Source organism: Streptomyces sp. NPDC053427 (genome assembly GCF_044544985.1).
Lineage (GTDB): Bacteria > Actinomycetota > Actinomycetes > Streptomycetales > Streptomycetaceae > Streptomyces.
The window spans coordinates 49,205-74,921 of the sequence record NZ_JBITYA010000015.1 but is presented as its reverse complement, the minus strand read 5'-3'; the positions used below and the strand labels follow the sequence as shown (position 1 = coordinate 74,921).

At 68.2% G+C, this 25,717-nt stretch carries 15 protein-coding genes; 12 read left to right on the top strand and 3 right to left on the bottom strand.

What is annotated here, in order from left to right:
* The first annotated feature begins 64 nt into the window (after positions 1 to 64).
* Together ACIGWZ_RS34400 and ACIGWZ_RS34395 are read left to right on the top strand one after the other, a co-directional pair.
* Positions 65 to 727, top strand: a complete 663-nt coding sequence (locus ACIGWZ_RS34400) for a TetR/AcrR family transcriptional regulator (RefSeq protein WP_400071051.1) — start codon at positions 65 to 67, stop codon at positions 725 to 727.
* A 303-nt stretch (positions 728 to 1,030) separates the two neighbouring features.
* The gene (locus ACIGWZ_RS34395) at positions 1,031 to 2,473 is read left to right on the top strand and encodes an oxygenase MpaB family protein (protein WP_400071050.1); all 1,443 of its coding nucleotides are present in this window, start codon (positions 1,031 to 1,033) and stop codon (positions 2,471 to 2,473) included.
* A 228-nt stretch (positions 2,474 to 2,701) separates the two neighbouring features.
* Here the strand turns inward: ACIGWZ_RS34395 and ACIGWZ_RS34390 are convergent, their stop codons facing one another.
* Together ACIGWZ_RS34390 and ACIGWZ_RS34385 are read right to left on the bottom strand one after the other, a co-directional pair.
* Positions 2,702 to 3,478, bottom strand: a complete 777-nt coding sequence (locus ACIGWZ_RS34390) for a MerR family transcriptional regulator (protein ID WP_400071048.1) — start codon at positions 3,476 to 3,478, stop codon at positions 2,702 to 2,704.
* Positions 3,479 to 3,482: 4 nt separating this feature from the next.
* Positions 3,483 to 3,632 (bottom strand): hypothetical protein, encoded by a 150-nt coding sequence (locus ACIGWZ_RS34385; protein WP_400071046.1) that lies wholly within the window; start codon positions 3,630 to 3,632, stop codon positions 3,483 to 3,485.
* A gap of 208 nt (positions 3,633 to 3,840) precedes the next feature.
* Here ACIGWZ_RS34385 and ACIGWZ_RS34380 point away from each other — a divergent pair, with 208 nt between their 5' ends.
* The 10 genes from ACIGWZ_RS34380 (at position 3,841) to ACIGWZ_RS34335 (ending at position 23,486) form a co-directional block, all read left to right on the top strand.
* A complete protein-coding gene (locus tag ACIGWZ_RS34380; RefSeq protein ID WP_400071044.1) occupies positions 3,841 to 4,983 on the top strand; it encodes a serine hydrolase domain-containing protein in 1,143 nt (380 codons plus the stop codon).
* Between the two features lie 535 nt (positions 4,984 to 5,518).
* Complete coding sequence (locus ACIGWZ_RS34375) at positions 5,519 to 7,183, top strand: hypothetical protein (RefSeq protein ID WP_400071042.1); 1,665 nt, start codon at positions 5,519 to 5,521, stop codon at positions 7,181 to 7,183.
* 86 nt (positions 7,184 to 7,269) lie between these two features.
* A complete protein-coding gene (locus ACIGWZ_RS34370) occupies positions 7,270 to 8,856 on the top strand; it encodes a hypothetical protein (RefSeq protein ID WP_400071040.1) in 1,587 nt (528 codons plus the stop codon).
* A gap of 154 nt (positions 8,857 to 9,010) precedes the next feature.
* Positions 9,011 to 10,318: an MFS transporter gene (locus ACIGWZ_RS34365; protein ID WP_400071038.1), complete on the top strand. Its 1,308-nt coding sequence runs from the start codon at positions 9,011 to 9,013 to the stop codon at positions 10,316 to 10,318.
* Between the two features lie 528 nt (positions 10,319 to 10,846).
* Positions 10,847 to 11,278, top strand: a complete 432-nt coding sequence (locus ACIGWZ_RS34360; protein WP_400071036.1) for a hypothetical protein — start codon at positions 10,847 to 10,849, stop codon at positions 11,276 to 11,278.
* A 329-nt stretch (positions 11,279 to 11,607) separates the two neighbouring features.
* On the top strand, positions 11,608 to 12,096 hold the full coding sequence (locus ACIGWZ_RS34355) for a hypothetical protein (protein WP_400071034.1): 489 nt from the start codon (positions 11,608 to 11,610) through the stop codon (positions 12,094 to 12,096).
* A 226-nt stretch (positions 12,097 to 12,322) separates the two neighbouring features.
* Entirely contained in the window at positions 12,323 to 12,634 is a 312-nt protein-coding gene (locus tag ACIGWZ_RS34350; RefSeq protein ID WP_400071032.1) for a hypothetical protein, read from the top strand.
* 328 nt (positions 12,635 to 12,962) lie between these two features.
* Positions 12,963 to 20,897, top strand: a complete 7,935-nt coding sequence (locus ACIGWZ_RS34345; RefSeq protein ID WP_400071030.1) for a toxin glutamine deamidase domain-containing protein — start codon at positions 12,963 to 12,965, stop codon at positions 20,895 to 20,897.
* Positions 20,894 to 21,163, top strand: a complete 270-nt coding sequence (locus tag ACIGWZ_RS34340) for a DUF6406 domain-containing protein (protein WP_400071028.1) — start codon at positions 20,894 to 20,896, stop codon at positions 21,161 to 21,163. The genes ACIGWZ_RS34345 and ACIGWZ_RS34340 overlap by 4 nt, the downstream gene beginning before the upstream one ends.
* A 127-nt stretch (positions 21,164 to 21,290) precedes the next feature.
* Positions 21,291 to 23,486, top strand: coding sequence for an SUKH-4 family immunity protein (locus ACIGWZ_RS34335; RefSeq protein WP_400071026.1), 2,196 nt, complete (start codon positions 21,291 to 21,293; stop codon positions 23,484 to 23,486).
* A gap of 6 nt (positions 23,487 to 23,492) precedes the next feature.
* Here ACIGWZ_RS34335 and ACIGWZ_RS34330 read toward each other — a convergent pair whose 3' ends face one another.
* On the bottom strand, positions 23,493 to 25,670 hold the full coding sequence (locus tag ACIGWZ_RS34330; RefSeq protein WP_400071024.1) for a hypothetical protein: 2,178 nt from the start codon (positions 25,668 to 25,670) through the stop codon (positions 23,493 to 23,495).
* Positions 25,671 to 25,717: the final 47 nt, after the last annotated feature.

The following is a 25,717-nucleotide window of genomic DNA, read 5'->3' as shown; positions in this document are numbered from 1 at the left end:
CCTCATGTGGTGCATCATTTAGTGAACAGCGTTCACGTGAACAATGTTCACTATATTGAGGCCCATGAGCTCCCCGTCAACCCCGACCCGCGGCCGGCCGGCCCGACTCGATCGCACGCGCACCCTGCACAAGGCCCTTGACCTGCTGAATCAGTCGGGTCTTGACGCATTGACCATGAGGCGGCTCGCCGACGCGATGGGCGTCCGGGCCGGTGCGCTGTACCGCTATTTCGCGACCAAGCAGGACCTGCTCACGGCGATGGCCGAGCGCATGATGGACGGCGTGGCGGAATCTGCCGCCGAGGCGGGGGAGGGCGACTGGAGCGAGCAGCTGACCGCCCTCGCCCGCGCGATGCGCACGGCCCTACTGGCTCATCGCGACGGTGCACGCGTGTACGCCGGCACGCACGCGACCGGGGCGAACGTCCTCGGCTTCGCCGATGCCTGCGTAGGCGTTCTGCGCGAGGCGGGCTTCCGCGACGACGACGCGGCGCGGGCCCTCTTCACGGTGGCCAACTTCACCGTGGGCCACACCCTGGAGGAGCAGGCGGCCCTCCGGGCGAGCGACGGGGAACCGGCGGACCCGGAAGTCCTGCGCGAGGCGCTGACGGCGGGTACGTATCCGCACCTCAGCGCCACCTTGCCCACGCTCACCAGCACGGACTTCACCCGCCTCTTCGACTTCGGACTCGGCCTGCTCGTCGAGGGTCTGAGGGCGCGGCGCTGAATGCCTGGGCTCCGGACGTCAGCCGTACGAGGCGTGCACGAGAGGGCGGGCGGATCACGCGGGTGGAGGGTCCTCGCCGCCGAGGAGATGGACGGTAACGGGGGCGGCAGGCGCGGCAGGTGTGGCTGGGACGACCCGATGCTGATCGTCGTCAACGAAGCCTGTGTCGCCACCGTCGAAGCAGGTCGCACCAACGGGTGGTTTCCCGGCTGAGGTCGCTCTCGGGGCGCGTGTATGCGCGTTAATCGTGGCGCTGATCAAAATCCGATCATGCGCCAACCGCACCGTTCCCGGAGGACCGCCATGACCAGCACCGTATCGCCTGGCTCCGGCACCCTGCTGCGCCACACCCTCGGCGAGTGGCGTATCGCCCTGGTGGCGTGGCGGCTGCTGGTGCTGCAGAACGCCGACCCGGCCGTGGCCGCCGGCGTCGCTCAGTTCTCCACCTACCGGGCCCACCCCTGGCGGCGCATCGAGCACACCATGGACAGTGGCAAGCATCTGTTCTTCTCCGATCGCGACACGCTACGGCGGGAGATCGCACGGCTGGATCGCACCCACCGCCGCATCGGCGGCACCGACGCCCAGGGCCGGACGTTCACGGCGACGGACCCGAAGGTGAGGGTGTGGGTGCTGGTGACGGTGTACGAGTCGATGACGGCCATGCGTGAGCTCTCCGGCAATCCCCTGTCCCACGCCGAACTTGATCAGCTCTACGGTGAATTCCGCTCCGTCTGCGCCGAGTTCGGCCTTGCGGACGAGTTGTTCCCGGAAACGGCCGCAGACGTGCCCGCCTACATGGACCGCACCATCCGCGAGCGCCTGGAGTACACCGAAGCCGTACACGACTTGCTCTACACGATGCTGCGTCAGGCCCCGGCCCCCAGGCGCCTGGGGCGTCTTCGGCCCGCGTGGCCGCTGCTGCGCCTCCTGGTTGCCCGCACCCTGACCGCACTGACCCTCGCCGACCTGCCTCCTTCCTTCCGGGAGCGGTTCGACCTGCCCCGCACTCCGGCTGCCGCGGCACTGTCCTGGACGCTCCACCACGGCATGCGGCTGGTGGTGACGCGCCTGCCCGACCGGCTGCGCTACCGCACACTGCCGGCCGACACCCTCCCCTCCCAGCCGTCTCCCGCGCCGGTCGCCGGCGCCACGGACACTCCCGTCGCCGTGCGGATGCCCCGGCCCCGCCGCCGATCCCGCCGCGAAGGCGCACGCTCGCACCGGGTCGATGCGTTCTTCCGGCAGGTCCTGGACCAAACCGGCGACGGGTACATCAACGCCGCCGATCTGCAGGCCATGGCCCATAACGCCTGCTGGCAGCTGGAACTCGACGAGGCCCGAGAGGCCGAGGTGTACGCCGCCTTCGACACCTGGTGGCAGCAGATCCGCTCCACCATGGACGCCGATGCGGACGGCCGGGTCTCCCGCGCCGAGTTCGTCACGGCCATGCTCGCCGGCATCGACCGCGATCCCGACTATCTCGCCACGGGCCTTCACATCGCCGTGCACGCCCTGTTCCGGGCCGCGGACGCCGATGGAAGTGGCCACCTGTGCGCCGACGAATACCGCGCCCTCTTCGGCGGCTCCCGCGTCCACCCTGCCGAACTCAACCACGGCTTCCGCCAGCTGGACGCCGACGGCGACGGGCAGATCACCGAGGAGGAGTTCGTGCACGCCTTCACCGAATACTTCACCGCCCGCGCTGACACCACCGCCGGTGCCCAGCTGCTGGGACGACCGTGACACGTACGCACGGCGCACGGCCCGGTGGGTGGGGCTGACGGCACGCACGCCCGGGCCTTCGGTCGGACGGCCCGGGCTCCCGCAGCTCCTCTTCCCTACGTCTTTCGTGAACATGGCGCGGACTCGGCTCTCGAAGCGGGAACTTCCTTCCTGAGAACGCGAGTTGGTGATGAGGACCGTGACCCACTGAGCAGTCAGTCTTGCCCGCTACGGGGGTCTCGGTGTCCGTCAATGGCGCGGGACGTCGATGCCCGCCGCGCGCAGGTTCGCCTCGATCAGCGCGTTCAACCGGGCGATGGACGGCGACTGCTCTTCCCGGTGGCGGTTGACCAGTCCGTACCGGGAGGCGGTGTCGGACCGGTTCTGCACCCCGTTCGGCATCGCCAGCTGCGCGCGGTTGGCCAGCAGCTTGTCGGCCAGCGCGGTTGCCAGCCGGTCGATCCGCGGGTCGTCGGGATCCCAGGACATCGCGTCCCAGCCGCGCTTGGTCAGCTCGATCCATTCGGAGTCGTCGAGCCAGCGTTCGAGCTGCGTCAGGAAGCTGTCGAAGACCTCCGGAACCAGCGCCCGGGCCAGCACCAGAGCCTCCCGCTGAGTGGCCACGTAGTCGGGACTGAAGTCGAGATCGGCGAGTCGGTCCAAGACCGCGCAGGCCCGGTCGGGCAGCAGGGCCCGGTCACCTTGGGTGAGCCGGTGCAGCGTGTCGCGGCGCGCGACCAGGTCCTCGATCCGTTCGGTGAGCCGGCGATGGACGTCGTCCAGGGCGGTGGTGAACCCCTCGGGATCGGCGTCGAGCAGGTCACCGACCTCGGCCAGCGGCACGCCGGCCCCGGCCAGGGTCCGGACCTGGACCAGGCGGAGCAGGTCGGCCGACCCGTAACGCCGGTAGCCGGAACCGTCACGTTCCGGCTCCTGGACCAGGCCGAGCCGGTGATAGTGCCGCACCGTCTTGATCGTGACGCCGACGTACGCCGCCGCCTGACCGATCGTGAGTCCATCAGCCATCGGCTCAGCGCACCTCCAGATCGTGGGCGGCTGAGGTCTCGCGAACCGCGTCGGCGTCGGCATCGGCGACGGCACGGAAGTCGTTGCGCAGGATCGAGCCGTGGGCGCCGGCGACCTTCGCGCTCGCCTTGAGGTGTGGGTTGCGGGCGATCACAGGGGTGAGGGTAGCGCGCCTCTGTTCGGAGTTCGTCCCCCTTGTCGGTGCCGGTCGGTCCACGGTCGCGACAGGGGTTGAGCTTGACCTTGGGTCAGGGTGCACGCTCATCGCATGGCCGCCTCGACAGCGCAACGGTAGCCACCAGGGCCACCGTTGCGCTGTCGAGCTGCGCCGAACATCTACTGTCGCGAGCTAAGGAATGACCGTGAGCGAGTCCCTTCACACCATCAAGAACTCCGCTGCCGGGCCGGACCGCCCGGAGCTGCAGAAGGCCATCCAGGAGATCGTCGATTCCGGTTTCGCCGGGATGCAGCTGCGCGTGCACGATCAGCGGGGCCAGTGGGTGGGCAGCGCCGGGGTGCGCAAGCTGGGCGAGGCCGCCAAGCCACCGACCAACGGGCACTTCCGGATCGGCAGCATCACCAAGACCTTCACCGCGACCCTGGTGCTGCAACTGGTGGCCGAGGGCAGGATCGGGCTGGACAGCCCGGCGGACGACTATCTGCCCGAGTTGGACCTTGACCGACGGATCACGGTGCGGATGCTGCTCCAGCACACGAGCGGGTTGTTCAGCTTCACCGGCGAGGTCTACGACGACGGGACGGTCGTGCCCGGTGGAGTCCCCGGGGTGGGCAAGGAGTGGATGGACAATCAGTTCCGCACCTACCGGCCGGAGGAACTCGTGCGGCTGGCGTTGTCCAAGCCGGCGCGGTTCGAGCCGGGGACGGACTGGAGCTACTCCAACACCAACTATGTGGTGGCCAGGCTGCTGATCGAGCAGGTTACCGGCCGCTCCTACGCCGAGGAGATGCGGCGGCTGATCCTCAGGCCGCTCGGGCTGACCGGCACCGTGGTGCCGGGCGCCTCGCCGGAGATCCCCGAGCCGCACGCCCACGGTTATTACGGGTACGAGGACGCCGGCGAGTGGAAGGTGGCCGACACCACGCGCTTCAACCCCTCCTGGATCTCCGCCGCCGGTGACATGATCTCGACCAGCCAGGACCTCCACACGTTCTTCTCCGCGCTGATGAGCGGCAAGCTCCTGCCGGCCCCGCTGCTGGCCGAGATGCGCACGCCGCATCCCAAGATGGGCTACGGCCTGGGGGTGTTCGTGGAGAAGACGGACGGCGGTGGCACCATCCTCCAGCACAACGGCGGCTTCTGGGGCTGGGCGGCGCTGATGTACAGCACGCCCGACGGCAGTAAGACCCTGACCGGCTCGCTGACCTGCGGGGACTCCGAACTCGACTGGCCCGCCCTGGTCGAGGCGTTCGAGAAGGTGAAGCAGAGGCTCGTCAAGGAGGTGTTCTGCGACGGGCAGACCGAGCCGGCGCAGCCGACGGGCTGAGCACCTCGGACCCGTACCCCTCGCAGGTGGACTCCTCACGGTCGTGCATGAGGCAGTCGATGGTCCGGCCCCGCGAGGACGCTGCGGCGTGGTCGCGGGCTCGAACGAGGCGGCCAATTGAGTGAGGTAAAGGATAAGATTCCGCGGTTCCGGTCGCTACCGGAGCGGTTATCACCTAAACGCAGATCCGAGATCCGAGATCCGAGATCCGAGACCCGACCGGTCAATTCCAGGCCACGGCGAATTGGGTTCCGGCCCCACGACTCCACCGTCGGAGAAATCCGTGCGCCATTGCGCGAATCTCCGGCGGCTGCGTCACCCGATGGGCGACTGGTGCAGCTGCTGCGGCCTTGAAATCCTTTGACGGTAAGCACGTGAGACAGCAGGCGGGCGGTGATCGGTCCGCGAAGTTGGGCTGCGGGGCCCGCGGCTGACCGAGTCGTTCGCCCCGCAGCAGACGCGCACCACCTCGGTTGTCGTGTCCTCTTCGCGTGGTCTGATCGGTGGGCCTGCCTCCGTAGGACGGAGGCCATCCATGGCGAAGATTGCGGATCTGATCAAGAAGTTCAGCGGAAACGAGGAAGAGAAGGCGAAGGTCCTTTTCAGCCTCGGAGTACTCAATAAGCTGGCCACGACGAAGACCGATGACTTCGAAGCCAAGATGGGCACACTCCACGAAGATCCGCAGACCGTCGTCAAATACAAGGCGAATCCGGGCAACCACTCCCTCATGCAGTACGTGCAGGTGACGAAGGCCCCGAACCCGGTGCTCAGCCAGATCATCGACACGGTTCTCGGCTACGGCGACAAGGAATCCAAGAAAGTCATCGGGGGTACCTTGACGATGCTGGTCGACGCCTTCCTGGGGAATGTGTCCGTCGGGGAACAGTACGACTGGACCACCCAGACCACGATTTCCGGGCCGTCCATCATCCGCGTCGACTCGATGGTCTGGAACTACCACTTCAAATCGGTCGGCCTGACGGTCGACTCGCAAAACGCCTTCGCCTACGGGGTCACCCGGTCCGTGGTCCGCGCCGACGAGCTCTCGGAATGGGACCTGAAGGATCTCCTCTTTCAGATGATCACCAAGCGTCACCCCACGTGGACCGAGGATCAGAAGGATACGTGGATCGCGGAACAGATGAAGAGGTTCAAGCCCGTGCACGAGCAGATGCTCTTGAAGCAGGGCAAACTCAATGCCCTCCAGAACGCGGTCAATACACACGTCACCAACCCGTCGGGCCTGGTCCGCAACCACGACGACAAGGCGCTGTACATCGTCTCCACGGACCAGGCAAAGGTGTGGGCCGTCACACCCGACGACGAGAAGAACCCGGTCACCCTCATCGCCGGCGGCGGCAACGACGAGCAGGCCACAGATCCGCTGCAGGCGAAGCTGGTCGACCCGGTGGACATCGCTTACAACGGCAAGAAGCTGTACATCGGCGAACGCAGGGGCCGCGTGCGCTGTCTCGACCTGGAGAACAAGAAACTGAGCATCAGGCACGACGACACGGCGGACGGGTACCGCCTGGCCCGTCTGGCGGCCGGCGGCAACAACGGAAACGTCACCGCCGTGACCTACAAGGACGGGGAGGACAAGCCGCTGAGGATCGCTCATCTGACCAAAGACGGTGCGACGTACATCTACCAGAGTCAGCTCGCCTCGGGATCGCAACATCCCGAAATCAAGGACCCGACGATCCACGGCGTGACCATGCTGCCCAACTCGGACGTCGTGCACCTGGCGATGTCCGGACACAACCTCATCAGCACCCTGGACACCGGCAGCAAGCAGCTCGACAAGCACACCGGCGGCGGCGACGTGCACTCCGACACCGTTCTGGTCGTCATCGACCAGAACGACCCGTCGAAGAACCGGCCGCTGCTCCCGTCGGAAACCAGCGTGCGGCGACCGCAGGGCCTCGCGTACGACAGCGAGGGCAGCCTGTACTTCGCGGACGTCGACCCGCTCACCCAACACGGCCGGATCCGCAAAATCACCAAGGACGGCAAGACGGTGCTGGGCGTCGGCTCGGGCCGTAACCCCTACTCCATCGCGGTCGATCTCGACGGGCTGGTGCTGTTCCAGCTGTGTGACGCCAAGGGCAAGGGCCAGCGCGGCAAGCGCGTCTTCACCGCCGGCGAACTGGGCCCGTGGGCTGCGGAAAAGAAGCTCCACGAACGCGACGCGTAGCCACCACCCCGACCGCCGCCGCGGCCCCTCCAGCGCAAGGAGGACCGCGGCGGACGGCGGAACAGACGGAAGAAGGACGGCCCACCGTGGCGACGCGTACCCACCTGCTCAACCGCTTCACCGGCACGCAAACGGAGCTGGAGCAGGCCAGCTTCGTACTGGAGCAGCTGGAACGCCTGGCAACGGCCAAACGGAACAACTACGAGCATCTGCTCCTCCAACTCCCGTCGCGCCCCTTGCCGCCGGTGTACGTCGAGGCCGACCCCGTCACCGTGCGCGCGGATACCTTCTTCGACGTCAACACGATCAGCGACGACACGTTGCGGCAGACGATCGCCGAGTCCTTCCCCCGGCAGCCGGCCGACTTCACCGCGCACCTGCAGACCGTGGCGCGCAGCTGCCTGGACCAGGTCCTCGGCATTCCGGCGGAGGGCGAGGCGCAGCGCAGCGACGGCTTCGTGGCGATCTTCGGTCAGGACATCGTCCGCGTCGATGTGTGGGCGTGGCGGTACGCGTTCGAGCCCGGCAAGCTCACCGCCGGAGCGGGCAGCGTGTTCTGCTATGCGGTGGCGCTCTCGCACGTGAAGACGAACCTCCTCACCGATGCCGCGGTCGATGACCTGGTCTGGCAGCGGGTCAACCAGATCAAGGGTCTCGACGCCGAGCAACGCCGACACGAGCGCGACAAGCTGCACGCCGCCATCATGGCGAAGAAGGACGGCACCGCGCAGAAGCGGGCGCGGTTGGAGAAGCTCACCAGGGCAGTCAACGACAGGCTCGGCAACCGCAGCGATGACATTGCGCTCTCCACCGTCGGCAGCGACGGCGTGCTGTACATCGCGTCGAGCATCGAGCGGCAGGTCTTTCGCGCCGCCCCGGGTCTTGGGATCACTGCCGTGGCCGGCCGAGGAACCTCCCCTCCGGACCAGGTTGACGCCCTTCAGGCCCAATTGAAGGACCCCGTAGCGGTCGCTGCGGATGACGCCCACCGGGGCTTCGTTCTTGCCGACGTCGAATGGTCCCGCGTATGCCGGGTCACCGGAGGCACGATCTACACCATCGCCGACGGGACGAAGATTCCAGGTGGCAGCAAGGACCACCCGATCCGCCCGACCGTTGTGAGCGCCGACGTGGACGGCACCGTCTATGCCATGGCTTATCAGGTTCTTCCCGAACGCGGGGCCCTCCTGCGGATCGTACGCATCGCCGTCAATGGGACCGTCACCGTCTGGAAGGAAGAAGACCTCAAGAACATGCTTCCGCCGTCGCCCTTCGACTCTGCCGGTGTGGCAGCCCGCGGAGCCGGCCGTGCCGTGTTCACCCTGACTCCGTGCGGGACCGTCGAGGAACTGTCCGGCGATGCTCCTCGCGTGACGCTCTTGGGCGGCGGCGGCACCGATGAGAGCGACTCTGTCCCCGACGCCCGCCGAGCTCGTTTGGTCAACCCGCGCGGCACCGATCTCGGCCACGATGGTGACGTGTACGTGGCGGATTGCTCCAACCTTGACCCACCGGGCGCCAGCCGGATCCGCAAGATCACCAGTGCTGGGCGGATGGAAACGGTGGCGCGCAACTCGGGGCTCACCTCGCTCGCCGTGAACGAGAGCGATGGTGTCGTCTACGCGCTGCAGTGGGGACAGCTGTACGCCTACCTGCTGCCGTCCTGGCACTGACAGCGAGCGTGCCCCCACCGGCCGCTGCCCGATAGGTGCTCGCGGCCCCAAAGGGCTTCGTAGAAGGCTCAGCCACGCATCACCGTAAGTATTCGCGCGGCCCGCACCCCGTGCCCCTGCGTAACCGTTGATCACCGTGGGTAGTTGACGTGGCATGCACGACGTACGCACCGTAAGGGCGCCCTCCATGCTGCGGCTCGCGGCCGCCTCACTCGCCGGGACGGCCATCGAGTTCTACGACTTCTTCGTCTACGGGACCGCCGCGGCGCTGGTCCTGGGGCCACTCTTCTTCCCCACGTTCTCATCGGTCGCCGGGACGCTGGCCGCCTTCGCAACCTTCGGCGTGGGCTTCGTCGCCCGGCCGCTCGGCTCCGTGCTGTTCGGGCACATCGGGGACCGGCACGGCAGGCGCCCGGTTCTCATCGCGTCATTGCTCCTGACCGGCGCCTCCACGGTCGCGGTCGGCTGCGTGCCGACGTACGGCACGATCGGGGTGACCGCTCCCGTGCTGCTGCTCGTCCTGCGGTTTCTGCAGGGGCTCGGGCTCGGCGGGGAGTGGGGCGGGGCCGTGCTGCTGACCGCGGAGCACGCGCCCACCGAGCGGCGCGCGCTGTGGACGAGCGTTCCGCAGATCGGACCGTCGCTGGGGTTCCTCCTGGCCAACGGCGTGATGCTGGCGCTGTCGGCGACGCTGTCCGACGCGCAGTTCGCGTCCTGGGGGTGGCGCGTGCCCTTCTGGGCGGCCGGGCTGCTGGCCACGGCGGGGCTGTGGCTGCGGTCGTCGCTCGCCGAGAGTCCGCGTTTCCTCGAAATCGACGACCGCGCGCGCCTGCCGCTCGCCGAAGTCGTGCGCGACCACTGGCGGCTCGTCCTGCTGACCGCCGGCGCGCTCGCGGTGGGATACGCGATCTTCTACGCCGTGACGACCTGGTCCCTCGCCTACGCGACGGAGCGGCTGGGCGTGAGCCGTACCGTCATGCTGACCTGCATCATGGCCGCAGTGGTGGTGAAGGGCGCACTGACGCCGCTGGCGGCGCTGCTGGGCGACCGCTTCGGCCGGCGGCCCCTGTGCCTGGCGGGATGCGCGGCCTCCGCCCTGTGGATGTTCCCGATGGTCGCGCTGCTCGCCACGGGGGCGCCGCTGTTGATGTTCCTCGGCTTCCTGGGGGCGATGCTGGCGTTCATCACGATGTTCGCCGTGATCGCCGCGTATCTGACGGAGCTGTACGAGCCGCGTGTGCGCTGCACGGGGGCCGCGGTCGGCTACAACCTCGGCGGGGTCCTCGGCGGCGCGCTGACGCCGATCGTGGCGACGGCGCTCGCCGAGCAGGGGGGCCTGGTGCCCTGGGGCGTGGCCGCGTATCTGACGGGGATCTCGCTGCTCAGTCTGGGCTGCTTCGCGCTGCTGCCGGAGACGCGCCCGGTGCAGGTGATGGCGGCGACGGAGCCCGCGGCGGGATGACCGATCAGGCGGCGCAGGCATGCCGTCACGCAGGCGGCTCCGCCGGATCCTCGACTTCGGCTCCGCCGGCGGACGCAGCGGCTACCGGATCATCTTCGAAGACACCCCCGCCGACCTCCTCAGGTCCACAGAGCCATTCACTGCAGAGCACGTCCGCCACGACCTCTCCGGCTCATGACCGGTTGGTCAACGCCCATCGTCGGATACAACGATGTTCTGCCCACCGGCGTCGGTGAGGGCGTTGTCAAGTTGCCGATGTCGTAGGTGAGTTGGAGAGGAGCTTGTGAAAGAACCGCTTCGTCGCGGCCGCGTCCCGCTGGTTCTGCGCGAGGGATGTCGAGGGCATAGCCGTCCTGGTCAACGGCCCGCCGCAAATGCCGCGATCCATACCAAGATCATCGCATGCCTCCGCGAACTTGACGGTGCCGTCGGCTGGATAAGCTCATCAACGGTTGTAGCAGGCTGTAGCGAGTGCGTAAGCCGAGTTCGGTGTGCGCGAAGGGCCCTCTGGGCTCGAAGGGGGTTCTCATGACCAACAGGCCGGGAATCGGTCCGGGACCGGGCGAGCGGGAGATCGACGACTCCGAGTTGATGGACGTCGCGCAGGACCCGGAGCAGGCTCACAGCCTCCACAAGGCGCTCCGCACTCTGGCCAACAGCCCCAACGCGAGCGGACCGCTCCAGGAGATGGCCCAGGGCATCCTGTCGGGACGTATGGGAATGACCGACGCCATCAAGAACGAGCGCTACATGGACGCGCTGGGCGACCGCATGACCGAGATCCGCCGCGCCGCCGAGTCGCAGACCATGGAGGACCGCGAGGCCGAGCGCGAGAAGCGCGAGCAGTGGGAGCGCAAGCGGGACGAGGAAGAGCAGAAGGAGCGCGCCGAGCACGACGGTCCTTCGACCAACCTGGTCACGGGGCCGAAGAAGCGGGGGCGGGGTGGCCACCGGGGTTGAGCCCGGGGCCGGATACGGACCAAGGGCCCGTGCCCACGGAGGCTCGGGCCGTCTCGTCGGCGCACCGCCTACCGGCGAACGAGGGGGAGGCCCTCGAAACGGCCCGCCCCTTCTTCGGTCCCACCGGGCCTGACGGCACCCAGACGCCGTTGGGGGCGCGAGTTCCACATCGGCTACCCCGAACACGACGATCGCTTTTGTCCCGGAAGGTGTATCTGCCGGACGCTCCCGGACAGCACTGTGACACCCAGGGGGGTGAGGGCTTGTCAGCGTCTCTGGGTACGCTGGCACAGACATGAATCGGACCGGCAGCTCGATGATGCCGGTCGGTGAACGGGGGCGCAGTCATGGGCGACGGGTTCAAGAGCAATCCGGAGATGCTGAAGACCGAGGGGAAGAACTTCTCCGAGATCGGCAGGGATTTCTACCAGGCGACCACCAAGCTGAAGAACGGCTTGGCCGCGCAGGGTGACGGTGGAGGCGGCGGAGGCGGAGCGCCGAAGGAGACGACGTTTGCGAGCGTCGCCCAGGACGCCTGGAAGGGCATGACCAGCTTCAGCGACAAGGAAGGCACCCCACCGTGGGGTGACGACGAGCTCGGCGAGAAGTTCGGCGTGGTCTACGAAGGCCTGCGCGACGGCATGACGGACTCGATGGAGCACCTAGCCACCAAGCTCAACGAAATCGGCAAGGCGTTGGAGCGGATGGCGAAGAACCACGAGGAGAACGAGGACTTCAACGAGGCTCTGATCAAGGAGCACAAGCCGGAGAACCAGTTCGGCGGCGAGGTGCGAATTCTGAAGTCCGTGAGCAAGTGACACGGCCCGCACCACGGGGGCGTGTGGCGACCGTAGAGCGGGGTTGCAGGGCCGCCACAGCAGCACAGTCGCTGCAGCCAGGGCCGAGTGTTTGCGCCGTATCGGTTTCGGCGTCGGCTCGGCTCCGACTCGACGTTTCGACGGCCACTTGCCCCGCGCCAAGCCCGAGTTCCACCGCATGACCGCGCCTGACCCACAGCCGCCCTTCACTGATAGGAGAGAGTCCGTGTCGCATCCCGACGCGCCGGAACCGGTACAGCCCATCCCCACCACTGCCGAAGAGGCCTTGGCTGCCGCTCGCGCCCGATTCGAAGTACTGGATCTGGACGGAAACCCGGCGCCGTTGTACGTGGCGGAGTTCGACATCGGTTTCCTCATCCACGCCGTCATGCCCCCACCGCCGCCCGGCACGCAGGCGCCATTGGGTGGCAGTCACATGGTGATCTCCAAAAGCGACGGAGCCGTCACCTATGTCCCCAACTTTCCGCCGGACTCCGCGATCGAGCTGTACCGCAGCCTGCGCCGGCCCCATGGCTAGGGCGGCCGCCTGAGGGCGCTGGACGGCTTTGGACCGGATGTCGTCTACAGCGCTGCGACACAACAGAGTTGTGGGATCAGAAGGGCCGTTGAGTAGGCTCTGGCATGGGCATGGGTATGGCTCTGCGCCGACGCAAGCCGGTTTGAGCACTCACGAGGCTCCGCATGGCGCCTCCGGCAGCAGCAGAGAAGCAGGGCCCTTCCGCCGGCGGTGAGGCGGAAGGGGTCGGTCGGTCCACAGGGCCGGGACAACACGAACTACATGGGCAATAACGGGGGTCTTTGTCGTGGCTTTGATGCTGCCGAACGCGCTTGAGTGGGTTCTCGAGATGTGTGGCTTCGAATGGCCCACAGGCAACGAAGACAAGATGATGGAGTGCGCCAACACCTGGCGCCAGTTCGCCGCTGATGTGGAGAGCCTCCAGGCCCGTGGCATGAGCGCCGCCGGCAACGTCCTCGCCGAGAGCGCCGGCGACTCCATCGACGGCTTCAACAAGACCTGGGACAAGTTCGCCGGCGGCTCGGGCTACTTCGACGACGCCCGCCAGGGCGCCGAGCTGATCGCCATATGCATGGACGCCGCGGCGATGCTCATCATCGGGCTAAAAGTGGCGGTGATCGCCCAGTTGATCATCCTGGCGATCGAGATCGCCGCGGCCCAGGCCGCCGCTCCCTTCACCCTGGGTCTGTCCGAGCTCGGCGCGGTGGGCGCGGCCGCCGCCACGCGGATGATCCTGCGCAAACTCCTCAAGGAGATAGCCCAACAGATCTTGCAAGCGGTGTTGGAGACCGCCAAGGAACCCTTTGTCTCCGCTCTGGAAGCCATGGTCTCCGACCTGGTCGCCCAGACCGTCGAGCAGAACTTCGGCAAGCAGTCGGGCTACGACCTGGGCCGCACCGCCAAGAAGGGTTACGAAGAGGGCAAGGACGCCCTGAAGAATTCCGGTTCCACCTTCGGCGAGTCCCTGCGCGACGGCGCCGGCTCCCGCGCAGGGCATGGCGCCCGCCACGGACTGACCAACAGCGGAAACGACGGCGGCGACGGCTCGTCGGACTCCGGCAACGACAGCTCGTCGAACTCCAACGATTCGTCGTCGAACGACAGCAGTTCCAACGACTCTTCGTCCAACGATTCGTCGTCCAACGATTCGTCGTCGTCGAACAACAACTCGTCGTCCAATAACAACTCGTCGTCCAACGACAGCAGTTCGTCCAACGACTCTTCCAGCCCCTCCCATTCGTCGAACTCGCCGAGCTCGTCCGACTCGTCATCGAACGACAGCAGCTCGTCCAGCAACTCACCGAGTTCCAGTAGTTCGCCGAGTTCGAGCAGCGGCGACTCCGGGCGCCGGGCACCGGATATCGGCGGTCCGTCGTCCTCGTCGCCGTCGAGCGGTTCGGACAGCTCTTCGTCGAGCCCGTCCTCGTCGTCCGATGGCCCGTCGGATTCGAGTTCGCCCTCCTCTTCCTCGAGTACGCCGTCCCACAGCGGCACGGACAGCAGCGGCAGCCCGGATTCGTCGAACCCCTCGTCGTCCTCGCCCTCACCAAGCCGTGGCTCCGACTCGCCCAGCCCCTTCGACGTGGGCACCCAGGCCTACAACGACAGCATCGGTCGTCCTCCGGGCGACGACTCGTCCGCCCCCGACTCGTCTCCGGACTCGTCCACGCCGTCCACCACGACGAGGCCGGACGTCGACGGCGGACCGGCCCCCGACACCACCCCTGACTCCGCCCGTCCGGACAGCACCCCGGACGCCCCGCCGAGCACGGCACCGGGCAACGAGCCGTCCCTGCCCTCCAACTCCTCGCCCAACGAGGGCCCGGGCGCCACGCCGGATGCCGATGGCTCCCCGGCGCCGGACACCACTCCGGACAGCGCTCGCCCGAGCCGCCCGGAAGGCGTCGACGCCCACACCCCTGAGCAGGGCGCGTCGATCCCGGACCCGCGCAACGCCGAGCCCGCGCCCATGCCGTCCCCGCCGCCGGAGACAGACCGCCCCGAGGCCGCACCGGCCCCGGCTCCCGACAACTCCCACCCCGAACCGGGCGTGCACCAGGTCGACCGTGACTCGGGCACCACCATGCCCGCACCGGCCCAGGGCCCCACGCCGGGCGACTCGCACGACGGCAACAACAACGACAACCAGAACCAGAACCAGGGCAGCGGCCGCGGCTCCATGCCGAGCGGTGCCATGCCCGGCAACACACCCACCGCACACCCCAGCCCTGGTCAGGGGCACGCGCCCACACCGTCAAGACCGACCCCGCACGACCCGGACGACGACAGCATGGGCCTCATGGGCAACGCCGCCACGGCGACGCCCCCGGCCTCCGGTACGCAGCACGGTGACGCGGGCACCCCGCAGCAGCCGGCCCCGTCGTCCGCGACGCCCTCGACGTCGACCCCGGGTGCCATGCCACCGGCGGCCGGCCCCATCCCGACGCAGGCGCCGGCGGCAGGCAGCCCCAGGACGACACCGCGAGCCACCACGCCGCGTACGGAACAGCCGAGCACCAGGCCCACGACGCCGTCGCGCGACACCCAGCAGAACCGCCCCGCATCGCCGCCTCGCACCGCGATGCCTCGCACCGCGACGCCGCGCAGCGAGACACCGAGCCGCCCGACCACGCCGCCGCGCACTGACACACCGCGTACCGAAACGCCGCGCACCGAGACGCCGCGCACCGAGACGCCTGGGCGCCCGACCACGCCGCCCCGCGGCGAGCAGCCGACGAACCGTCCGACGGACCAGCAGTCACCGGCCGAGTCCCCCACTCCCACGCCGAACGACCAGGGGATGCCGGCACCGCACAACCAACAGCCGGACCATCAGCAGCCGGACGCCACCAACCAGACGCCCGATCAGAACCAGCCCCCCGCTGACGACAGCGCGTCCGAGCACCCCACTGCGCCTCCGCCTCCGTCCCAGGCAGACAACCTTTCGGACATCCGTAACGACCTGAACATCCCGTTCGAAGGCCTGACCACACCCGACCCCGCCCATCAGCAGGACCTCGAGAACGCCCACCCGAGGAACCCCGACGGCACCCCCCAGGTGTACGCGGACCCGCGGCAAGGAAACTGGGCCGGTCTGCAGAACGACGGCGGCCCGGGGGTGCCCGGTCGGTCCAACAACTGCGCCGACTGCACCCGCTCGTTCCTCGAGACGTGGTTCGGCCGACCGACGGTGTCCGCCCCGCGCACCTTGGACCTCAATGCGGACGGCACCCTGAACACGTATTCCGCGGAGCGCGACTCGGTCGACAACCAAACGCGTTGGGCCGGCGCACCCAGCACGTACGCGGGCAACGACCATCCCAACCCGTACGCACGAATAGCCCACGAGCTGTCGCAGGCCGGGCACGGCTCGGCAGCCGTGATCGGCGTCAACTGGCCCGGCGGTGGCGGCCATGCCTTCGCCGCGGTCAACCACAACGGCCAGGTCCTGTTCGTCGACGCGCAAACAGGCGTCGTCAGCGAGAATCCGATTCACCTGGGCGCCCAAGAGGTCTTCTACACCCCGCTGGACGCCAATCGGAATCCGATCACTCCGTACTTCCTGACCCCGTCGACGCCTCAACCGTCTACGGAGAACACTCCGGACACCGACAACAGCTCGGACCCCGACTCGTCGACGGATCAGTCGACTCCCGACGCTCAGTCGGACGGACCTTCCACGACCTCGCCGTCCACTGACGGGACGCCCTCCGACAACGACGGCTCGACCGCCGAACAGAACGCGAACGACGGCAGCACCGACACCGCACTGCCGTCGACGACCCCGGAATCCTCCACAACGCCGGAGACGACGCCGGCCCCCGAAACGACTCCGGCCCCGGAGCCGACGTCACCGCAGAACGAGGACACCTCTCCGGACACGGACTCCACCCAGGAGTCGAACCCGGACCAGGCGTCCGAGAGCACCCCGGACACGGACTCCACCCAGGAGTCGAACCCGGACCAGGCGTCCGAGAGCACCCCGGACACGGACTCCACCCAGGAGTCGAACCCGGAGCAGGCGTCCGAGAGCACCCCGGACACGGACTCCACCCAGGAGTCGAACCCGGACCAGGCGTCCGAGAGCACCCCGGACACGGACTCCACCCAGGAGTCCAATCCGGACCAGGCGTCCGAGAGCACTCCGGACACGGACTCCACTCAGGAGTCCAATCCGGACCAGGCGTCCGAGAGCACTCCGGACACGGACTCCACCACGGAACGGGACTCGGAAGCGACCCAGGACTCGGACACGGCGGACCAGGACAGCCCGCAGGCCGACAACGCGCAGGACACGCAGGACAGCCAGGAATCCCAAGACCCTGAGGACACCCAGGACACCCAGGACCCTCAAGACGCCGACCAGCAACCGGAGTCGGGGGAGCCGGTCTTCCCGTCCACCGCCACGCGCCCCTCCGGTCCGCCGGATGGCTACGACGACCCCACCGACGCCGACAACCGTGCACAGCAGGAACGATTCCCGCGCAACGAGGACGGCTCGTTCCAGCAGGCCCCTGACCCCCGCGAGGGCACTTGGGTCGACGACATCCGCGGCCAGAACCCCGACGAATCCGGCCGCAACGTCAACTGCCCCGACGGGGCGCTGGCGTTCGCCGATTCGTACGCGGGCAACCCCACGGTCGCCGCCCGCCGCAGCCCGAACGAGGACGGCACCCCCGCCGACACTCCCGAGCGCAACGGCCGCGACCGTATCGAGAACGCCCTGGGCGCCGAGTTTGACGACTTCGGCGACGGCCGCCACGCGTACAACAACCTGGAGACCACCCTCCTCAGCGAGGGCCACGGCTCACAGGCCGTGATCATCACCCAGAACGCCGACGGCCGTGCCCACGCCTGGAACGTGGTCAACCACAACGGCCAGATCGTCTACGCCGACCCGCAGACGGGCCAGAGCAGCACCACACCGCTCCACAGCGGCAACAACGGCGTCTTCGCCATCCCGTTGGACGCCAACCGTCGACCCATCCAGCCCACCAACCAGCCCACCACGCAAAACCAGAGCCAGACCACACCTGTCGATACCGGCCACACAGCGCCCCAGCGCCCGGCCGGTTCGGGCCCTGAGTCCAACGACCCCAGCGCGGAAGGCACTCGCCAGCGGCGCAACCAGAGCCTTCCCGACCCGGAAGGACGGAACGATTCGCATGCGAACCTTCCTCCGGACAAGGCACAGGGCGACCTTCGAGACGCGCACAACGTCCATCGGATCGGTCTGGACCCGGTCCAGGCGCAGATGCGGCAGTGGGCGCAGCCGCAGGGCGACCCGCCCCGGGTGCCCTTGGCCGACGTGCTGCGGGAATCCATCGATCGCCGGCAGGCGCACGCGGAGTCGGCGCAGCAGGTACGTGAAGCCAGGCAGGACTATGACCGGGCGCTGAAGGAAGTCTCCGACGCCAAGGCAGAGCGGACCAGGGCGGCGACCGCGGAGCGGAAAGCCAAGACCCCCGAGGCGAAGCAGGCGGCTCAGGCCAAGCGGGCGGCGGCGGAGCAGCGGCTCGCCAATGCCCAGCAGGCTCTCCCTCATGCTGATGCCGCCCACAAGGCCGCGATGACGGCGCACCGGAATGTTCCGATGCCGTCGACGAACTTCACCGACAGTGATCTCCGGCAGCATCTTGATCCCGCGTGGTCGCACATGAACGACGGCCAGCGGTACGCCGCGATCGCCACCCTGGCCCGCATCAGCCAGTCCTTCCATGCCAACAACGCCGTTGGCGTGAACCCTGACCCGGCCGCGAACAACGACGCGTACAACGACGGAAAGTTCCACGAATCAGCGGCTCCCTGGCGACGTGAACTCGCATCGCACCCGGACGGGACGAACCTTCGGGATGTGGACGACCTCAAGCAGCTGCTTGAGGAGACGGAGAGCAATTCGCCCGACCTCTCCGGTAAGAATTACGCGGTCGTGGAAGTTGTCGACCCGGACACCAAGGAAAGTCACTACATAGTCGATTCGTCGGTTCCCCCTGCCGTGGACGGCGCCGACCCGATGCACTCCGAGTCGCACATCCTCAATTGGATCGACCAGCTCAACGAGAATCGGGCAGCTCAGGGGCAGGCCGAGGTCGAGGTCAGGGGCCTCTACACCGAACGTGAGCCCTGTGGCCTGCCCAACACGCCATCCGGTCATCCCACCGGCCACGCCAACTGCTCCAGGACAATCAACGATTCCCAGGCGATGAACGGTGTTCCCGTCTACTACAGCACGACCTATCGAGCAGCCCCGGATCTCAAGCAGCTGAAGGCGGCCGAGGCTGAAAGGCTGCGAGCGGAGGGCAAGACCGAGGCTCAAATCAAGACGGCGCTCAGCAAGTACCGCACGCCGAGCCAGCAGATCCAGGACGCGGAGATTCGCGATCACCTGAACTTCGTTGACCAGTTCGCGCAATCCCTGGCCAACCAGAACCAGAACCAGAACCAGACCCCACCCCCGCCCCACGGCCCTGGCCAGAACACGCCGCCCACCCAGGCGCCTCAGTCGGGCCCGTCCCATCCCGCGGACCCCCACCGCACGCCTCCATCGGACCCGGCAGGTACGGACCGCAGGCCCGCCGCCGATCCGGCAGGCGCAGACCGCACACCTCGATCGGACCCGGCAGGCACGGACCGCACGCCTCCATCGGACCCGGCAGGTACGGACCGCCGGCCCGCCGCCGATCCGGCAGGCGCAGACCGCACACCTCGATCGGACCCGGCAGGCACAGACCGCACACGTCCATCGGACCCGGCAGGTACGGACCGCCGGCCCGCCGCCGATCCGGCAGGCACAGACCGCACACGTCCATCGGACCCGGCAGGTACGGACCGCAGGCCCGCCGCCGATCCGGCAGGCGCAGACCGCACACCTCGATCGGATCCGGCAGGCACGCCGACCACCGCCCCGACCGATAGCGAGCGCACACCTTCGGCAGACCCCGCGCGCGTCAACTCCCCTGTGGACAACGGGACTGCGGGCAACGGCACCGTGGGCAACGGGACTGCGGGCAACGGAACCGTGGGCAACGGGACTGCGGGCAACGGAACCGTGGGCAACGGGACTGCGGGCAACCGAACTGCGGACAACGGAACCTCCGCGCCGGCGGACTCGCAGCGCTCAAACCGCGACGTTCCGCAGAAGGAGACCGGACTCACGGGCGCGGCAGAGACCCCGCGCCCCACCACCGTCGCCACGGCGGCGGGGGAGCAGGCCGGCGCCCCGAACCCATCCGCCGATGAGCCTCGTGAAGGCTCCCCCGCCTCGGACCAGGAGCCTCAAAAGCGAGGCCGGATCAAGCAGATCTGGCAGTCGATCACCCAGTCAGGCCCGGCCGAGCCGACCGAGATCACCACTGAGGTGGACCACCCGCAATTCGGCAACTACAACAAGCTGCCGGAGCACCAGGCCGACCGTTACGGCACTCCGCTGGACCGTCCCGACGGGACGCGCGTGCCGCTGTTCGACGGGCCTCCGTCGCGTGATCAGGCGCAGCAGGGTGAAATCGGTGACTGCGGCATCATCGCCACCATGGGAGCCGTCGCGAGCAGGTACCCGGATCTCCTCCAGGACATGATTCGCGAGACGGAGGACGGCAACTACGAGGTCCGCTTCCACGAGGTCGCGCGCAACAGGTACGGCAACAACGCTCCGACCGGGCGCATCCTGACCGTGCGGGTCACTCCCGACGTGCCCGTGTACAGCGACTTCCCCACCTACACCACCAACGCCAACGCCAACGACGTGGGTGTGGCCTGGCCAGCGATCTTGGAGAAGGCCATCGCGGGCTTGGACCAGTTCTGGGACGACAAGACGCGCGAGCACATGTTGCAGTTCCCCCGCTACAAGGACTTGGACGGCAACCTGCTGACGGGCTACTCCCGTATCACCCACGGCTCCACATCGGGCGACCGTGCCGAGCTGCTCGCCCAGATCACGGGACGTACGGCGGAGAATCACGATGTCCCGACGCAGTTCGATATGAACGGCCGCAGCCCGGAAAAGCAACTCCTGGCCCACCTGCGGGAGCTCACGGAAAGCGGCAGGCCGGTTGTTATCGGCACCGTCCCCAAGGGAACGGGTGTGGAGAACAAGATGGAGAAGGGCCTCCGGAGTTCCCACGCCTACGAGATCGTCTCGGTCGACGACAGGGGACTGATTCAGTTGCGCAATCCGCACAACGTGGAGCATCCCGAGCCGCTGACCGTCAAGGAATTCATGAAATACTGCAGCGACCAGTACGCATCTTTGGAGGATGAGAAGTGAGTGCCGACACGATTCATCTCTGGCACGGGATTCAGAAACATATCGAGAACGCGAGGTTCTCAGTGAGCGATATCTACCGGGAGTCCGACGCCTCGGTCAGGGTTCGGCTCGTGAGCGTCGCCACCGAAGAGCGGATTCACATCCTCCGCGTTGGTGAGAACTTCCCCGTGGGCGACGAGACATGGCAGCTCGCCGACTTGACGGGTTGGCCGAGCGAGGACGACTGGACCGTGGTGCTGCGCCGCGTCGCGACTGCCCCAGCCTGAGACCGCCACCGCCCACTTCTGCCGACGACACCGCCTGCCCGGGTCATGCGACAGCAAGAGCCCGGGCCGTTCCTTCACACGCGGCCACGCGTAGGGTCGAGGAGCCATCGCGCAACGAAGGAGGACCATGCCCGAGCCAACCACCGACACCCCCGGAATCCCCGAGGAAGAGGTCGCCGGTCGCGTCGGCGCATGGTGGCGTGAGGGTGGGCACGCCGGCCAAGTGGCGTTTCTTGTCGCTTTGGCCGGCCATGACGCCTCGGCTGTCGTGCGGGAGATTCACGAGCACGTGCCCGGCAGTGTTGTCGTCGACGCCACCGGTCTCACCGCCGAGCAGGTCATGCACCAGGCCCTCACGGCGCTCGGAGTCGATCTCTCCGCGGACAAGCGGGATGACTGGCGTTTCGCGCTCGGCTCCTGGCCCGAGGAACGGTTGCTGCTGGTCGTCAACGCGCACCGTGCCGGGCCGACCCGGCGGTCGTACGAGCCCGAGCGGCTGGTGACCCTGACGCTTCCGTGGTTGGCGCGTGGCAAGTTGGCCGTGGTGGCCCATGTGGTTCCCGAGTTGCTGCCGACCCACGTTGATCCCAGGGCGGTGTTTCGGCTGTCCGCGGCGGCCGTCGAGTCTCTGCCGGCGGTAACGGAGTCCGTTGCCGTGCGGGCGTTGGCGCTGGCCGAGCCCCGCTTCGTACCTCTTCCCGTCTGGGCCCAACTTGTCGCCGGGCTGAGCGGTGCAGCGGTATCCGAGGAGGAACTCGCGGATATCGCAGCGGAACAGTCCGACGTTCTCCGACTCGGGCCGCTCGGGGCTTTCTTCGTCGACGAGGCCGTGGCCGAAGCCGTGCGCCGCGAGATCGATTCCGCCGAACTCGCCCGTGTCAATGAACATGTGGTCGCTTGGCTCATGCGCTCGGCCCCGGATTTTCGCCACCCCGAAGGGTGGGCCAGGCGCGGTGCCGTCGGCCTGTACGCCGCCACCGGGGTCGCCATGCACGCCGTACAGGCGGGAACGTACGACGATGTTCTTCGGGACGGACGTGTCATCGCCAATCTGCCGCAAACGGCGCTCATGGACGCGGCACGAAGCATCACCTTCCTCATCCCCGGAAACACGGCCGCCGCCGACGCGCTTCATCTGTGGGGTTGGGGCGTCACGCCACAGCGCCAGACGGAGTGGGCCTCGTGGCTGCACTTGATGGCCTTTTCGCGCGACGATCACGCATTCGCGTCGGGTGTGACCTCCTCAGGCGTTGCACTGCCCTGGCGAGTGAAATGGGCACATTGGCGCCCGCCGGGTGGATATCACGCACGCTTTCTCCGGGCCGGAAAGTTCGCCGCGTCGGCGGAAGTGCGATGGCGGGGACGAGCCGCCATCGCCGGTTTGCAGCAGCGGACGGTGAACGGGGAACGGCAGCCGTACGTCTCGATCTGGGACGTGGAGGCGGGAGACCATGTCGCAGGCCCCTGGGAGTACGACGAGGTTCCGCAGGAGCATCGTGCGGATCTCACCTGGCCCGCGTCGTCCGGGAACGGCTCCGCCGCGCCGGCTCGGGTCCAAGAGTTGTTCGCCGCGTCGTCCACCCGAGGAGACGACCGCGCTTTCATGCTGCCCTGCGCGCCGCTGGCCGTGGGTGAAGTCGTCGTCTTCGCGGGCGCCCCGGGACTGATCGCCATCAAGCCAGCGGAGGGAGTGGACATCTCCGCCTTCGGTGCCCGGCTGCAACCTCTGAGCGGGGACTACACGGACGCGGGCCCGTGCCATCCGATCGACGCGCCGGCACCGAGTCACGAGGACCTCATCACACTGTTCGGCGAGGACCTGCTCTATCCCATCGAGGTCGAGGACTTTCCGGATCGGCTCACCCATGCGGGGACGCGCGAACTTCTCCTCGATTTCGGTCTGCCCTACATGAACGAAGGGGCCATGGGGCTTTTTCCGTTCGGCAACTGGGAGATGGGAATTCTCGACGAACTTCCCTCCTGGCCCGAGGGAATCGAGCCCGTCCCCGAAAGCGGGCCCTTCTTCCAGATCGGCAAGTGGATGGGCGGCAAGCTCGTCGTCGATGGGCCCACCGGACACGTCCTACGCGTTCCCACGGAGCCGGGCCAGGGGCACCTCGCCGGCCTTCCCATCGCGCACAGCCTCGAAGATTTCCTCACCATGGTCGCGCTGTTCGTTACCGGGTGGCGTACGCGGGACATTGCGCCCCGGGCCAGTTCCGAGCGCGAGCAGGTCGCATATTGGGTCCTGGGGGCGCTGGCCGAAGTCGATGAGACGGGCGGCGAGCAGCCCGCCTGGTCGTACGTGCTCCACAACACGTGACGCCGATCAGCCGGAAAGGCGCGCGACAAGGCGCCTCAGCCCCTCCTGGCAGTTGACCCCCGTCTGGAGCGCCTTCCAGGCCTGGGCGACCTGCAGCTCAGAGAGGCCGGGCAAGGTCTCGTCGATCCGTGTGCGCAGGCCCGGCATGGGCCTGGTGCCGATCAGGTCCTCGGGGCGCATCGTGGCCATCAGCCCTTCGACCGCTGGACGGTCGGCCTGGATCGGGAGGTCGGCCAGGACCAGTGCGGCGACGTCCACCGCCGCGAACTCCCGTGCCGCCGCTTCGTCCTTGAGCAGCTCGTCGACGACCCCACCGACGTGCACGAAGGGGGCGAGCAGGTGCTCGAGCCCGTTCAGGTCGAGGCCTGCGCGCAGGCGTGCGCGTTGGCGGTCCAGCCAGACGCGCAACACCTCACGGCCCAGAGGGGTACGGCAGAGGCCGGGGGTGCTTTGCCAGCTGTTCCGTTCCGTGGCGCGATGCGGGCGGTAGTGACGGTGGTACGAGATCCCTGCCTCCGGCAGCCCCACCAGCTCGAGTTCCGCGTCGAGCGCGCTGCGCAGCTCGCGGTCGAAGCGCGGGTCGGCAAGCAGCAGCGTCAGGTGCGGGCGGCGGTGGACGAGCATGTTGGCGATGCCCGCGCCGCCCAGTTCCGGCGGAGGGTCCGCCAACGGAACCCCGTGTTCGAGGAGTTCGTCCGCCAGGTCGAGCGGGATGAGGGCGCGCCTGCGGTCGGGCTCGGGGTAGGGCAGGCGCACCGGAACGGCGTCGGCCGCCAGGCGTGGGGCGAGGCGCACCGCCAGGTCGTACAGCTCGTCACTCCGTACGCGCCACGTCGGCTCGCTCGCCAGCCAGTCGTGCAGCACGCGGGCGGCCTCGCCGGCGGGGAGCCCCGGCCGTTCGCCCGTCAACAGGGCCAGGGCACCGCTGCGTCGGAGCAGCGACAGCCAGTCCTCCGTGCTGTTCGCGTCGTCGGGGATCAGCCGCAGCACGTCGTGCACCGTTTCCGGGCGCCGCTCGACCAGCAGCTCCAGGGCCTTTCCCTTCAGGGCGTCGACCCAGAACTTGTTCACGTCACCCGCGCACAGCCCGACCTTCGGCACGATGCCCTCGAGCAGCGCGGCCACTTCGGACTCGGGATTCGCTCCCGCCGCACGGGCCACCTTGCGCAGATCCGCGGCCATGCCCGGATACAGGTCGTGGGGCGTGTGGACGCGTCGCACCAGTACGTCGCGGAATCGACGGAGTTGGTCCGGCGAGACCACCGCGCCCCGGGGAGCCAGTTCCTTGGCACGCGCGCGTAGTGCCCCGTTGGCCAGCGCTCCATGGTCCGCGAAGGTGGCGTATCGGGCGTCGAGCCAGCGCTCGTCGGGCTTGGTGTGGTGCTCGCGTTCGGCGCTCCTGGCGCGCGTGAAGTACCCGGTGGCGTGCTCCTTGTGCTCTCCGCCCGCCTTCAGGCACATGTCGGCGAGTTCGTCGAGGAAGGCGGGGAGGAACCTGGGTGCCGTCGCGGCCAGGTTCTCCAAGTCGTCGTCCAGGATGGACTTGTAGAGAGGCGGGCTGCCCCAAAGGCTCCAACCGAAGGCGTAGGCCGCCTCCAGGGCCTCCTGCTCCCGGCCGGGATTCGCCGCCATCAGCCGCTCAGGGAACGGGAGTTCACTGTCCCCGGTATCCCCGGTGTCCCTGGGAGCCCCGGTATCCCCGGTGTCCCTGCGAGCCCGGATGCCGGTCGCGAACGTGTCCGTCAGCTCCCATTCCTCCTGCGACGCCAGCAGCGCGTCCCAGTGACGTGCGAAGGGAGACTCCAGGAGGAGCGTCATGGTGTGGCCGTCGGGGTGGACGTACGTCCGCGCGATCAGCGCCGCCTCGTCGGCATCCGATGCGGACGGGTCCCCCGCCGGCTCGACCCCGGCGTCGGTGAGCGCCTCGCGCCACACGGCGTCGGACTCGGCGAGGGCCCTGGGCACGCGCGTGCCCGCGGCGGCCCAGGCTTCGGCCTGCACGCGCGCGTCCCTGCGGTGTCTCGTGAGCGCCCGCCGCAGCCGGTACAGCCGGCGTACGCCTTCGGTGTCCGCGAGCCGGTCGGGTATCTTCTGAAGCTTCTTGCCGCGTGGATTGCGGTAGACGACCTGGAGTTCTTCGTCCAACTCGGCGGTGTAACCGTCCACTTCGTAGCGCCGACCCATGGTGCGGTACTGCCTCCCCGTCCTTACTGTCGCGGCCGTCCTCGTCC